Here is a 12,228-nt window from a genome sequence, read left to right as displayed (position 1 = left end):
AGACTGCCCAGCCTCGTCCCTGTCCGGGGGATCAACCCGCTGAGTCTCCCCGTGCGGCCGCCGCCCCGGCCACGCCGCGCCGGCCTTTCCCGTGCCGCCTCGCGCGGTGGCCGAGGCGCCGTTCCGGCGTGGCGGCCGGCCGTCTCCCGCTCCCCGTCCTGCCCGTCCCGCCCGGCGCGTACGCCTCCTCGGTGTCCCCGGCGTAACCCGCCGGCCATCCGCCGAGCGCGGGGCGATGGGACAGCGTAACGTTTCGGTATGCGTTGTTCCTCCCTCTTACGGAGGATGGGTTACTCCCCTTCCCTGTGGGCGAAAGCCGTATCAGGCTCTGGAGAGAGAGGGAGGAAACGAGATGCAGGCAACGGTGGGTGACCGGCTCCTGGTGCATGGGACCGTCGTGGGCGAGCATGACAAGCGCGGCGAGATCATCGAGGTACGCGGGCCCGGTGGCGAGCCGCCGTACGTCGTCCGTTTCGACGACGGACACACCGGCCTGGTGTTCCCCGGCCCGGACGCTGTCGTCGTCCCAGCTCAGCGGGGATCGTAATATCGCGCTGTGAAATCCAGAGAGATCGCGGTGCGGACCGGCTCTCGCGAGCGGGTGCACGACATCACACGTGAGTGCGAGGAGTTCGCGCGCGAGTGCGGGGGAGACGGACTGCTGCACGTCTTCGTGCCGCACGCGACGGCGGGGATCGCGCTCATCGAACTGGGGTCGGACAGCGACGAGGACCTTCTCGCCGCGCTCGGCCACCTGCTTCCCGCGGATGACCGGTGGAGGCATGCCCACGGCTCCCGGGGGCACGGAAGATCCCATGTCATGCCCGCGATCATCCCGCCATACGCGACGCTTCCGGTGCTGGAGGGGCGCCTCGCGCTGGGCACCTGGCAGTCGGTGTCCCTCGTCGATCTCAACGTGGACAACCCCGACCGGCGTGTTCGTTTGTCGTTTTTGTCGGGTTTATAGATAACGGTGCGGGTCACCGGTCGTGGCGACCGTTGACGACGGTGGGTCACAGCGTGTGGACTGTGCCGAAGCATGGCTCTCAGAGGAGCCGGACAACCGCATTGCAGGCGGGGTCACCCAAGCAGGAGGGATAAACGTGAGCGCGACCGCGGGTCAGGCGCAGGGCGAGCGCGGCCTGGCCGAACGACTCGGCCTCAAAGCCGGTCAGGTGGTGCAGGAAGTCGGCTGGGACGAGGACTGCGACGAAGCACTGCGCGAGTCCATCGAGGAGCTGACCGGCAACGAGCTGGTGGACGAGGAGTACGAGGACGTCGTCGACGTGGTGCTGCTGTGGTGGCGCGACGGTGACGGCGATCTGTTCGACGCTCTCAGCGATGCCATGACCGCACTCGCCGACGGAGGCCAGATCTGGCTGCTGACCCCCAAGGCGGGCCGTGAGGGCCACGTGGAGCCCAGTGACATCGGTGAGGACGCGACGACCGCCGGACTCTCCCAGACGAGCAGCATCAGCGCCGCCCGGGACTGGTCGGGAACGCGGCTCGTGGCCCCGAAGGCCCGCCGCTGAGCTGACGCCGACGCCCTGCCGTACGGCCCGGCGACGCCGTGCGGCAGGATGATGTGCGATCAGGCCAGGGGAGGCGCGCATGTCGGTGGAAGTCGGGGAACAGGCTCCGGATTTCGAACTCCAGGACCAGCACGGCGCCCCCGTCCGTCTCTCGGACCTCCGGGGCCGCGTGGTGGTGCTCGTCTTCTACCCTCTGGCGTTCACCGGCGTGTGCCACGGGGAGCTGACCGCGATCCGTGACGATCTCCTCCCCTCGGTCGCCGACGACGTCGAGGTGCTGACCGTTTCGGTCGACTCCGTCTTCACCCACCGGGCCTGGGCCGACCGGGAGGGTTACACCTTCTCCATGCTCTCGGACTTCTGGCCGCACGGTGAGGTGGCCCGGGCGTACGGTGTGTTCGACGAGGAGAAGGGTGTCGCCGTGCGCGGCACCTTCATCCTCGACCGCGAGGGCGTCATCCGCTGGAAGGTCGTGAACCCGATCGGGGCGGCGCGTGACGTCACCGAGTACCGGAAGGTGCTCACACACCTGTGATGTACCGGAAGGTGCTCACACACCTGTGATGTACCGGAAGGTGCTCACACACCTGTGACCCTGCCATACGGGAGGCGAAGATGCCCTGCTTCCGTTGCGGGGCCCGGCAGACCGACCCGGCCCGCGGCGCGAGTCCCTGGAAACGCGGGGTGCGCCACGAGACGCAGGTCCTGATCTGCCCGGACTGCCAGAAAGCACACGATCTCGATCTCGACGCGTGCGTCTCGTGCGGTTCCACCGCGCTGATCTGCCGGCTCGGCGAGGTCGAGTGCCGCTCGTGCGGCGCCGTACGGACCGCTCGTTCCTGCGAGTCGCTGGTCTCCACATCCGGGTCGCCCGACCTGTCGGCGGAGGTGGCGGCGGCGCTCAGCCGTGTCCTCGGGCGTTCCTGATCGTCCTCGGACGTTCCCGATCCGCCCGTTCTGCTGCCGGATTTGGCGAAAACGTCCTTTGGTGACGACGATGTCCGGGTGAGTTACGTGGTTGCCCTCGATGTGGGCGGTACGTCGATGAAGGGCGGGCTCGTCACGAGCTCCGGCGAGGTGACCCCGTTCCCGGGGCGTCCGACGGAGCGCGAGCGGGGCGCGGCGGCCGTGGTCGCCGCCATCCATGCGTACGTGGGCGAGCTGGCCGGGCACGGGCGCTCCCGTTTCGGCGCGGAGCCCTCCGGCGTCGGCCTCGCCGTGCCCGGCATCGTCACCTCCTCCACGGCCGTCTACTCCGCCAACATCGGCTGGCGCGACGTGCCCGCCGAGGAGTTCGTGCCCGGCGACGTCCCCGCCCGTCTCGGGCACGACGTACGCACCGGGGGGCTGGCCGAGAGCGTGTTCGGCGCCGGGCGCCACGTGCCCGACTTCCTGTTCCTCCCCATCGGCACCGGCATCGCGGGCGCCGTCGTCGTCCGCGGCGAGCCGTACGGCGGCGCCCATGGATGGGCCGGCGAGATCGGCCACACCACCGTCTGGCCCTCCGGCGAGCCGTGCGCATGCGGCCAGATCGGCTGCCTGGAGACCTACGCGTCCGCGTCCTCCGTCGCCCGCCGCTACGAGCGGCGCTCCGGCCGTACGGCCACGGCGAAGGACGTCGTCGAGCTGGCGGCCTCCGGCGACGCGGCGGCGCGGGAGGTCTTCGACGAGGCGATCGAGGCGCTGGCGATCTCGCTGGCGTCGTACACGCTGCTGCTCGACCCCTCGCTGATCGTCATCGGCGGCGGGCTCGGGGAGGCGGGAGGCGTCCTGTTCGATCCGCTGCGCGAACGGCTCGCCGCGCGGCTCGCCTTCTGCGAGCCCCCGGAGCTCCGTCCGGCGGCCCTCGGCGTACACGCGGGCATGCTGGGCGCGGCCCTGCTCGGCTGGCAGGCGGCCGGCGTGCCCGGCATGGGCGCCGACTGGACCCCGGAGACCCTGCTCGACGGCCGTGAGCCCTCGTCGCCGTGATGGCCGCGCGACGGGGAAGTGCCCTTCCGGCGTCCCGCGGCCATCGTCCAGGGGACGCGGCTTCGCGAGCCGGACGGTGGCCGGGGACGCTCCTGAGGGCGCGAGAACCGCTGGGAGGGGGCGCGGGCGGCGATCCCGGGAGCGCGAGGACTGCCGAGAGTGGGCGCGCGTCGATCTCCCGATGTGCTGAAAGGCGTCCCGGTGTCGTAAGGTGTAGTCCCGTCTGGGGCGGTTAGCTCAGCGGTAGAGCACTCGCCTTACAAGCGAGGGGTCACTGGTTCGAACCCAGTACCGCCCACCAGCCAAAACAAGCCCCGTAGCGATCACGCCACGGGGCTTCGTGCCATTAACGTGCCATCAGCTTTGGATCTTGGCTGTTTTGATCTTGCGATTCATCGCGTCGGCGATGTTCTTGTCCGCCTCCGCCCTGCGGCGCTGGTAGATCATCGCGGCGCGTACGCTGTCAATCACCCACTGGGCCGAGCTGCCCACCCTGCCGGGCACGACCGTGCATTACCTGGTGGGCGAGGAGGCGAAGACCGCTCGCGCGAACGCCTTGGGCGAGGGGACATAACGGCGTTCATGGCGCGCTCGCGATCCGACGAGCCACGCCGGCATGTCGGATCGGCACCACCATCTCCGAACGCGCCGACCAGGTCCACAACCGGCTGCGCAAAGGCCGCCGAGGCGGGTGGCCACTCGCCTTCGATGGAGGCGTCGACAGCTACGGAAGGTGGTCGAACCCTGATTCAACAAGCTCAAGCAGTGGCGTGGCTCGCCACCCGCCCGGCGGCAACTGCACCGTGAAGGGATCGAGGTGGCGGCTGCACGGTCGCCCGGCTGATGAACTCGGCCTGCACGGCGCATTCGCCTGAAGCTACTTGGCCATCCAGGGCTCGGCTCGGGCCGTCCCTGCTGGTGCCGAGGCGCCGAGGACGGTAGAGCTGGGTCCGGAGGGCGAAGCACGTCTGGGAGTCGTGCGATTGGCTGCGCCTCGCTGGGCACCCGTACGTACACTGGCGGCATAGGCGCGCAACCACAGGAGTTCACTCCCAAAGGTCCTCTTCCGGAGAAGAATCTGCGCGCAATCCGTAGAGCGTTGGTCGTGTCACAGGACCGAGATGGGTTCGACGCAGGTCTTGACGTCGTCCTGGCTGAGGTCCGCGCGAGTCTGGACCTCGGTCGGTTGAACGAGTTCATCCACACCTGGTGGCTGATCGCGTGCGATTCGGTCAAAGATCCGCAGGGCCGCGGAGACGTCTACGAGCGGGGCACCCGTGTCCAGGAACTGGCCGACGTCGGCAAGCCGATTCCTCGGGGCGGCAAGACCTGGCGCGAGCTGCTGGCGGAGCGCGGGGTCGAGCGGTAGGTGTACTGGCCCTGCTTTGTCCAGCCCCAGAACATGATTGACATTTCTGTCCCACCACATACTTGACGGATTCCCTAGGAAACACGACCGGCCTTGCGGGGCCGGGCCGCTTTGATGCTGAGGACGGACTGAGTCATGGTGCGGCGAATCACTCGGGTGTCGTCGGGCAGGTCGATGGTGTGCAGGCCCATGTCCTTCGGGCCGACGCTGCCGCACCGCTTCCGTGGCACATCCCGCTCTCAGGATGACACTCCTGGCGATTACCGGATCTATCAGTGCCTATGCCAACCTCTACGCCATGCACATCCGATTCGGGACCCACGATGACGCCAAGCGCATCGCGGAACTGCACACCCGTAGCTGGCAGACCGCCTACAGCGGAATCATGCCCGCCGGCTACCTGAACGGGTCACTGCTCGACGAGCGCAAGGCCGCGTGGAACACCCGACTCGCTGCCGTCACCCCTGAATCGGATCACGCCTCGTGCCTGCTCGTCGCCGCCGAGGGCACCGCCCTCGTGGGATTCGTGTACCTCACCCTCGAATCCGACGGTCGTCTCCTGCTCGACAACCTCCATGTCGAACCCGGGCACAAGCGTTCCGGCATCGGCCGCCAACTCGTACACCGTGCCTTCTCCTGGGCTGCCACGCATCACCCTGGCAGGGTGGTCTACCTCGAGGTGCTGCGCGACAACGTCCCCGCGATCGCCTTCTATGAGCGACTCGGCGGTCGCCCCACCAAGGAGTTCGTCGAGCGGTTCACCATGGGGTTCGAATTGCCGGTCATCGAATACACGTGGACTCAGGACCTCGTCGGAACCCTTGCGCTCCTTGCGTCCGAGACGCCTCCGGCGGGGGCCTCGGCAGCGGGCTGATCGCCCCGAGCGGAGTCGGTTGTAGCCGGCTGGGTGGAAGCCTGGTCGTCCGCCGCGACCCAGGCAGGCCCAGCAGACCGTCTCCTACGGCTCGAGCCCGTCTGTAGCGGTCGGCATCCGTTGATCGAGGAACGGCGACCGGTGAACATACACGCGAGGCCGGGTTTGCCCCTCCGTCCGCCGGCCCACTGTCGCTCCGCGGCGGGTCGACGGCGTACGAGGTGATCAGGGCAGGGGCGGACCACTCGTGGCCGGCACGCGAGGGTCTTGCGAAAGCTCTTCCGCTATTTGATCAAGCAAAGGGACTGTCGCACGTCTCAAGATCCCATGCGCGACGGCAATCGCTTATCAATTGCCACGCGAACTCGCTGTTGACGCCCATGGCGGATCGGGTCCGCGCAAGCATGTCGAATGCGCAGAGCCCCGAGGAGTTGTCCGCCGCCGCCTCAACCCGGCGTTCATCAAGGTCTTCAGTGAAGATATCTTCCAAGGTCATGCCAAAGTATATGTATGTTGCGAACTGTCGCCGAAGTGCCAGAGTTCGTTCGGCCTCGCCGCCCGTAGATGGCAGGACCTCGTTAAGCAGTTGACGGAGGGGGTGGCTTTCGTAATGACCGCTCTCGATCCTGTGTAGCTGCAGAAGCAGTCGCGCATCGTCCTCGACGGCGGGAAGTCGAGAAAGGGCGCGAGCCTTTCTGTGGACATCGGCCCTTACGGCGCTGCGGCAGGTTCGAGTAAAATCCGAATCCAGGTCGGCGGCGCGGATGACGTATCGAGCGGTTCTTATCAAGTCTCTCGCCAGTCCGGCCGACAGGGCATGACAGAAAGCGACATAGGGCTCGGTCAGTCCGATCACCCGTCGATAGAGCAGTCGGCGAGACTCCTCGTAGGAGAGCAACTCCACGCGTACGATCTCATCGAAGGAGCTGTCGAAGGCGTCGCGAAGTTGAAATCCTCTTCTCTCGAACGCGGTCAAGGCGTCGTCGGACACGGTTATCAGAAAATATACCTGCGGAATGCCGAAGATGCTTTTTATCTCGTTGAGGAATTTCTCGGCCTGCTCGGCCGAGCCGATCTTGTCCAGTTCGTCGATGCCGATAATGACACGTCCACCCCTGCCGGTTACATGTTGCGACACCTTTCTGGCGAAAAGTCGGAACTCCCGCACGATCTCTGGATAGCTCAAAGGCTGTTCTGCGCGGGATACGCCGTGAGATTTCTGAGCATCGATTCCCAGGCCGACCGGCAGGGTCAGGCTGGTCTTCATGCTTCCCGACCATGACGCACTCTGTGTTTGCAGATATCGAATCTTTGCGAGGTTGCGCTGTGCAATACGCCTCAAGTGGTGACCCCTCCTTGAAGCGTGCCCCTGGCGGACCAGTCGAATAATCTCTCCGGCGGCAATCAACAGGTTCATTCCGCCGACAAAGAGGCAGACTATCGAAATAACAATCGGTGTGTCGACGTACAGTGCGACCCACAGAAGGCCGCCGAAGACCGACATAAGGATGGTGAGCCCTATCGCTTCGATCGCAAAGTACTCCAGCTTGCGCCAGATTGTCCGGCGCGAGGTCGCTGCGTGTCGATGCCCGAACCTCTGAGACACGCTCCGGCAAAGCATCGCAAACAGGAGAAGAACGAACTCGCGCGCCACATAGTCAACAGGGGCGGAAACCATGCAGCGGACATCCGCGGTGGTGCTGCTGTTCCGAGCCTCGCAATAGATTCGCATGAGGGAAGACTTTCCAGCTCCGCGAGGTCCTGCGATTCCGATGCTGCCACCCGACAGTTGCTCAAGAAGCTCGCTCAGTTCTTGAGCCACCGCGGTCGGCACACGGTATGCGGATTCATGGAGATCGCTGAGGCCGCGGCTGTCCTCTACGGCGAATTTCTGGCCGAGGCGGTCTCGTCGCGCATGGTTGATTGATTGCCGCAGTGCGGGAACGATGAGATTGCGATCGACGATCACAGTTATCAGCTGGGCGCGAGCGGAAACCATGCGTCTGCGATAAGGGTTGTCCGTGATCCTGAAAGATAAGTATTGACCGAGATCTGTCGCTCTTGCGCGAGTCGCACCGAACAGGGCGGCGGACAGGAGAAGCACGGCAAGGCCGACGGTCATAATTGTTGTTCCCGTGGAGTCCAGCCAGAACCCCAGTATCAGACCGAATATCAGTAAAGCTGCCCCGATCGAGCAGCCCAGTATGCTCCCTGAAAGCAACAACTTCCTTGTCGGATTATTTGATGCCGATTCGACGGAGGACTCCAGGGCGGCCGTATAATCGTCAAAGGCGAGACGATATTCGTGATACTCGCCGGGGGCCTCTTCGAGAATCTTGTCGAACTGGCGAGAAGTCGTATCGTAGATCCGAGCTCGGTCGACCCCTGACTCTGCCATGGCGTGGCTGATCTCTTCTTCTTGTAGCGCGGCTTTTGTCAGCCTCCTCAGCTTCAGGCGTAGTGATGGGTCTTGAGAGGTGACGCTTGAATCGTGATCGTCGTTCAATTCTTCGATCACACCGGAGAGCCATCCTCTAATGCCCACGAACATCTTCTCCAATTCGAAGACCGGAGGTGTTGCGCTTGAAGCGGGACGGCTTGCGGTGGCGATCTGCCCGCCTGGCCGCCTCTGGTATGCGGCGAGGCCGGTCAGACCTCGCAAGATTGACGCCTCGCGCATGGCTGTGGTTTACGAGCAGAGTCCAGCGCATATGGGGCCTCGGACGACGGCGGCATACGTCTCACTGATTCAGCGGGCAGAGCTTCGGCCGACGTCGGCCGAACTTCCGTTCTTTATCTCCTCCTCACTGTGGGACCGGGGCGACATCGGATCCGGAGGGCCGCCGCGGTTTACGCGGCCCTTCTCGGTGGGCGGTCGGCGGAGTGGCAGGCGGCCGCCGGGTTCGCTGAAGGCGGCGGGTCGGTGCTGCTCCGCGTCAATGGGAAGAGGCGGTCGATTCGGTTCGGGCGTTCCACACGGCTCGCTTGAAGTCGGGGCAGTCCGTCAGAGGCTCGTGGTCACAGGTCGCGGCGTGGTCGAGAGCATCGCGCAACCGGATCAACTGGGCGATGCGCTGGTTCAACTCGCCGGCTTTGACCGCCATCTTCTCGCGTATCTCCTGGTCGCCGGGGCCTGCTCCCAGGAATGAGCCGATTTCGGCGATTCCGAAGCCGGCGCTGCGGGCGCACATGATCAATCCGAGGCGTTCCAGCACCTCGGGCAGGTAGGCGCGGCGCAGACCGTTGCGGGCTGCGCTGGAGATGAGACCTTGGCGCTCGTAGAACCGCAGCGCCGAGGGGGCCAGCCCGGTGCGCTCGGCTACCTCGCCGATGTCCAGCAACGTCTCGTCCACTCCGGTGACTTCCTTGTCTCCTTGACTTGAACCGCGGTTCAAGTCGCAGTCTAGGGCGCATGAAAGTCCATCACCTGAACGTCGGGTCCCTGCGGGAGATCGAGCCGACCTGCGGCGCCCTCACTCCCATGCCGATCGTGTGCCACGCCCTGCTGGTCGAAACCGATGACGCCGGCCTCGTGCTGGTGGAGACCGGTCTCGGGCTGGACGATGTCCGGCGGCCCGAGGAGTCGCTGGCCGCCGACTGGGTCGCGCTGGCCGAACCGCTTCTGGACCCGGATGAGACCGCCGTCCGCCAGATCGTCCGCCTGGGGCATGACCCGGCGGACGTTCGCGACATCGTGGTCACGCACCTCGATGTGGACCACTCCGGCGGGCTGCCTGACTTCCCGCAAGCGAGGGTTCATGTGTTGGAAGCCGAATACAGGGCCGCACTGGCCGGGGCTCCGAGCCGCCGCTACCGCCCCGCCCACTGGGCCCACGATCCGCATTGGATCACCTATGGCCGCGACGGAGGTCAGGACTGGTTCGGGTTCCCCGGGGCGCGTCCGCTGGAGGGGCTGCCACCGGAGATCCTGCTGGTGCCGCTCGGCGGTCACAGCGCCGGTCATGCCGGAGTGGCCGTACGGCATGATGGCCGATGGCTGCTGCACGCGGGTGACGCGTACTTCTACCACCGCGAACTGGACGACGACAGCCCGCACGGGCATCCGCTCATGGACATCGTGCAGCACGAATCCCAGGTGGACCAGGCGGCCCGCATCGCCACCCAAGCCCGGCTGCGGGTGTTCGTGCGCGAACACGGGGATGAAGTGACCGTCGTATCCGCACACGATCCCTGGGAGTTCGACCGCGTCCGATCATGAGCTTCAGGCGCAGGCAGATGGCGGCGGCGCGCAAGGCTTCGACCTTGCCGTGGAAGACGGCCTCCAGTGGCCGCTGCCGAGAGGCAAGTGCCGGTGCAGCGTGGCCGAGGCGACGCCGGCGCGGACCGGGGCGGCGCAGAGCGCATGCTTTCTCGCCGCGCGGGAGCCCGTGAAACAGGACTGATCCGGCGGGGGCCGGCCGAGGAGGGGACCGTACAGTCGTCGAGGGACGACCGCGTCACGGCCCGGCTTCGCTCCCATGAACGTTGAGGGCGTCGTCGCCGATGATCAGGGACTCGATCGCCTTCGCCGCCCCGGCCGTTCGTAATCCGAGCGGGCCGTCGAAGGCGTCGGTCCATAGCCGGAACCGGCCCACGTCGCCGACCTCAAGGGCGCGCAGCCGCCAGGGCCGGTTCGGGGCGTCGGGTGAACCGGCCGGCAGGGCGAGGTTCAGGACGGCGGAGGAGTCTTGCGCCGACCCGTGCCGCTCGTGTGCGGCTGTGTACTGGACGAACCGCAGTTCGGCCTCCGAGGGAAGGTCGGGTACCGGCTCCGTGGCGGGGGGCGGATGCGCCGCCTCTCGTCCCGTGACCTCCGCGATCCATGCTCTGCTGCTGTCCGGGAGCCGCGTCGTGTCGGCGAGGTGACGCAACCGGTCCGCGACCAACGGAGTCAGGACGGGGCCGGTGTCCGTGATCCAGGCATTGATCAGTTCGTGGAACGCGTGCTCACGGCGGCCGCCTCGCCGGGCGCCCGCGGCGAGGATGCCCGTTCCCGCGCCGAAGAGCGCGCCGGCGAGCGGCCGGACGGGGATCCGATCGGCGAGGTGGGCGCAGCGGACCATGCGGATCTCCAGCATCGCGCTTTGCAGGATCGTCGCGGCGACCAGGGCTGCACCCTCCGGGTGCCGTCGCCGTCGCTCGGACGTACGGCGAGGTCGCTCCTCGCGGGGCGGGGTCCGTCTGTCGGCGGCACGGCCCGCGGCGGAAAGATGCCAGGCCGGGTCATCAAGGTGAACGGTGCCACTGGCGGCGCGCAGACTTCCGCCCGCACCGAGGCCGACGACCATCCCCTCCGCGCCGTGCTCCAGGGCGACTCCCATTCGGTCATCGGAGTCGAAACGTATGCCGGTGACATCCTTCACCGACAGGTGCAACGCGGCCGGTTCCCCCGCCCGAGGGCCACCGTCGTAGCGGCGCGGGACGACCAGGACCAGCGACCCGGTCAACCGGGTGCCGGCCCGTTCGAGCGACAGGGTGCGGACCTCGGTGGCGGCCAGGTCGTAGTCCGTGCCGAGTTCGAGCGCGGCCTCGGCGGTCAGCCGCATGAACGGCGGGCGCACCCGTCCCAGGAAGTCCCTCGCGTACAGGGGCCTCGCGGCCGGTGGTGGCAGTATCCGCTCCAGCGCGTGCCCCGTCGCGTCGGCCTGCTCGAGCATCCAGCTCCGCCGCCCCGGTCCGAGATCGGCCATCCACGCCAGGGCCGCGCGGGCACGCCGCTCACGACCGGTCGAGGTGAGGGCGGTCGCAGCGTGGAACAGCGGGAAAGTGTTGTTGTCCCACACGTCCGAGACCTCGTAGATCGTTTGCTGGTCGTAGGTCCGTGCGTCCGCTGATGCCTCCGCGATCTGCACGAGCGACCGGTCCAGCAATGCGCAGAGGGCGCCCAGTGCCGTCCCTCTCGTGGTCATGTCAGCGACATATCACGGATCGATTCGGCACGTGAGAAGATCGCCGCCGGCAATGCGATCCTGGACGGATGACGCCCACTCGCGCTCAGGTGGAAGCCCAGTTCGTCGCGCTCCTGGACGGTTCCGCCACCCGTGACGAGGTGGATCGCTGGGCGGCGCAGTGGGATGGCGACGAAATAGACGACGATCTCGTCTGGTGGGCGCTCAGTCTCCTCCACGGCGTCGACCTGCCGGTGGGCCCCGGCCGGCCGTACTCCTATCTGCATGACGAGCGGGAGATAGCGGCCTGGTTCGCTGAGTCCCGGGGCCGGTCCCTTGATGCCTCAGGCGGGGCCTCCGCTCCGCGTTGATCGGCGGCGGGCAAGGGGGCCGAGCCCCCGGGTTTCAGGGCTGGGCGGTGAGGTCGCCGATCGTCTCCCGCAGCCAACGGAGGCTAGTTGACCGCCGAGGTCGCCGGGCCTCGTCGTGCGCGGCTGGTCGGGTGGGACGACGGTCGGCCTCTCCGCTCGATCCCGTCGGATTCTCCGCGACCTGATGCCCGGGTCAGGCCGAGTGGCGCACATGGGCCGACGC

General features: G+C 66.9%; 15 protein-coding genes and 1 tRNA gene. 11 read left to right on the top strand and 5 right to left on the bottom strand.

Annotated features, from left to right (window positions below):
- Nucleotides 1–352: 352 nt before the first annotated feature.
- The 7 genes from AWQ70_RS24530 (at nucleotide 353) to AWQ70_RS24500 (ending at nucleotide 3,804) form a co-directional block, all read left to right on the top strand.
- Nucleotides 353–547 (top strand): DUF1918 domain-containing protein, encoded by a 195-nt coding sequence (locus AWQ70_RS24530; protein WP_061257425.1) that lies wholly within the window; start codon nucleotides 353–355, stop codon nucleotides 545–547.
- Between the two features lie 9 nt (nucleotides 548–556).
- On the top strand, nucleotides 557–967 hold the full coding sequence (locus tag AWQ70_RS24525) for a secondary thiamine-phosphate synthase enzyme YjbQ (protein WP_067180229.1): 411 nt from the start codon (nucleotides 557–559) through the stop codon (nucleotides 965–967).
- A gap of 136 nt (nucleotides 968–1,103) precedes the next feature.
- A complete protein-coding gene (locus tag AWQ70_RS24520) occupies nucleotides 1,104–1,532 on the top strand; it encodes a DUF3052 domain-containing protein (RefSeq protein WP_067180226.1) in 429 nt (142 codons plus the stop codon).
- A 79-nt stretch (nucleotides 1,533–1,611) separates the two neighbouring features.
- Complete coding sequence (locus AWQ70_RS24515; RefSeq protein ID WP_067180225.1) at nucleotides 1,612–2,067, top strand: peroxiredoxin; 456 nt, start codon at nucleotides 1,612–1,614, stop codon at nucleotides 2,065–2,067.
- A gap of 80 nt (nucleotides 2,068–2,147) precedes the next feature.
- Complete coding sequence (locus AWQ70_RS24510) at nucleotides 2,148–2,459, top strand: hypothetical protein (RefSeq protein ID WP_067180223.1); 312 nt, start codon at nucleotides 2,148–2,150, stop codon at nucleotides 2,457–2,459.
- Between the two features lie 78 nt (nucleotides 2,460–2,537).
- A complete protein-coding gene (locus AWQ70_RS24505) occupies nucleotides 2,538–3,503 on the top strand; it encodes an ROK family protein (RefSeq protein WP_084517756.1) in 966 nt (321 codons plus the stop codon).
- Between the two features lie 226 nt (nucleotides 3,504–3,729).
- A tRNA-Val gene (locus AWQ70_RS24500) sits at nucleotides 3,730–3,804 on the top strand.
- A gap of 56 nt (nucleotides 3,805–3,860) precedes the next feature.
- Here the strand turns inward: AWQ70_RS24500 and AWQ70_RS39230 are convergent.
- The gene (locus AWQ70_RS39230) at nucleotides 3,861–4,007 is read right to left on the bottom strand and encodes a hypothetical protein (protein ID WP_157530347.1); all 147 of its coding nucleotides are present in this window, start codon (nucleotides 4,005–4,007) and stop codon (nucleotides 3,861–3,863) included.
- A 601-nt stretch (nucleotides 4,008–4,608) separates the two neighbouring features.
- Here AWQ70_RS39230 and AWQ70_RS42430 point away from each other — a divergent pair.
- Together AWQ70_RS42430 and AWQ70_RS24490 are read left to right on the top strand one after the other, a co-directional pair.
- Complete coding sequence (locus AWQ70_RS42430) at nucleotides 4,609–4,872, top strand: DUF6247 family protein (protein ID WP_245647132.1); 264 nt, start codon at nucleotides 4,609–4,611, stop codon at nucleotides 4,870–4,872.
- A gap of 244 nt (nucleotides 4,873–5,116) precedes the next feature.
- Nucleotides 5,117–5,746 (top strand): GNAT family N-acetyltransferase, encoded by a 630-nt coding sequence (locus AWQ70_RS24490; protein WP_218004644.1) that lies wholly within the window; start codon nucleotides 5,117–5,119, stop codon nucleotides 5,744–5,746.
- Between the two features lie 292 nt (nucleotides 5,747–6,038).
- On the opposite strand, the gene AWQ70_RS39225 is transcribed toward AWQ70_RS24490, so the two are convergent.
- Both AWQ70_RS39225 and AWQ70_RS24480 read right to left on the bottom strand, forming a co-directional pair.
- Entirely contained in the window at nucleotides 6,039–8,264 is a 2,226-nt protein-coding gene (locus AWQ70_RS39225) for a P-loop NTPase fold protein (protein ID WP_218004643.1), read from the bottom strand.
- Nucleotides 8,265–8,682: 418 nt separating this feature from the next.
- Nucleotides 8,683–9,099, bottom strand: coding sequence for a MerR family transcriptional regulator (locus AWQ70_RS24480; protein ID WP_067180211.1), 417 nt, complete (start codon nucleotides 9,097–9,099; stop codon nucleotides 8,683–8,685).
- Between the two features lie 59 nt (nucleotides 9,100–9,158).
- On the opposite strand from AWQ70_RS24480, the gene AWQ70_RS24475 reads away from it, so the two are divergent.
- On the top strand, nucleotides 9,159–9,965 hold the full coding sequence (locus tag AWQ70_RS24475; protein ID WP_067180208.1) for an MBL fold metallo-hydrolase: 807 nt from the start codon (nucleotides 9,159–9,161) through the stop codon (nucleotides 9,963–9,965).
- 238 nt (nucleotides 9,966–10,203) lie between these two features.
- Here the strand turns inward: AWQ70_RS24475 and AWQ70_RS24470 are convergent, their stop codons facing one another.
- Together AWQ70_RS24470 and AWQ70_RS39220 are read right to left on the bottom strand one after the other, a co-directional pair.
- The gene (locus AWQ70_RS24470) at nucleotides 10,204–11,655 is read right to left on the bottom strand and encodes a hypothetical protein (RefSeq protein ID WP_157530343.1); all 1,452 of its coding nucleotides are present in this window, start codon (nucleotides 11,653–11,655) and stop codon (nucleotides 10,204–10,206) included.
- Nucleotides 11,652–11,873: a hypothetical protein gene (locus AWQ70_RS39220; RefSeq protein WP_157530341.1), complete on the bottom strand. Its 222-nt coding sequence runs from the start codon at nucleotides 11,871–11,873 to the stop codon at nucleotides 11,652–11,654. The genes AWQ70_RS24470 and AWQ70_RS39220 overlap by 4 nt, the downstream gene beginning before the upstream one ends.
- Here AWQ70_RS39220 and AWQ70_RS42630 point away from each other — a divergent pair.
- The gene (locus AWQ70_RS42630; protein ID WP_505795695.1) at nucleotides 11,796–12,005 is read left to right on the top strand and encodes a hypothetical protein; all 210 of its coding nucleotides are present in this window, start codon (nucleotides 11,796–11,798) and stop codon (nucleotides 12,003–12,005) included. The two genes, AWQ70_RS39220 and AWQ70_RS42630, sit on opposite strands and share 78 nt — an antisense overlap.
- The last annotated feature ends 223 nt before the right edge of the window (nucleotides 12,006–12,228 follow it).

Origin of the sequence: Microtetraspora niveoalba, from assembly GCF_001570405.1 — a bacterium.
Taxonomy (GTDB): domain Bacteria; phylum Actinomycetota; class Actinomycetes; order Streptosporangiales; family Streptosporangiaceae; genus Microtetraspora; species Microtetraspora niveoalba.
This window is presented reverse-complemented; position numbering and strand designations above follow the sequence as displayed.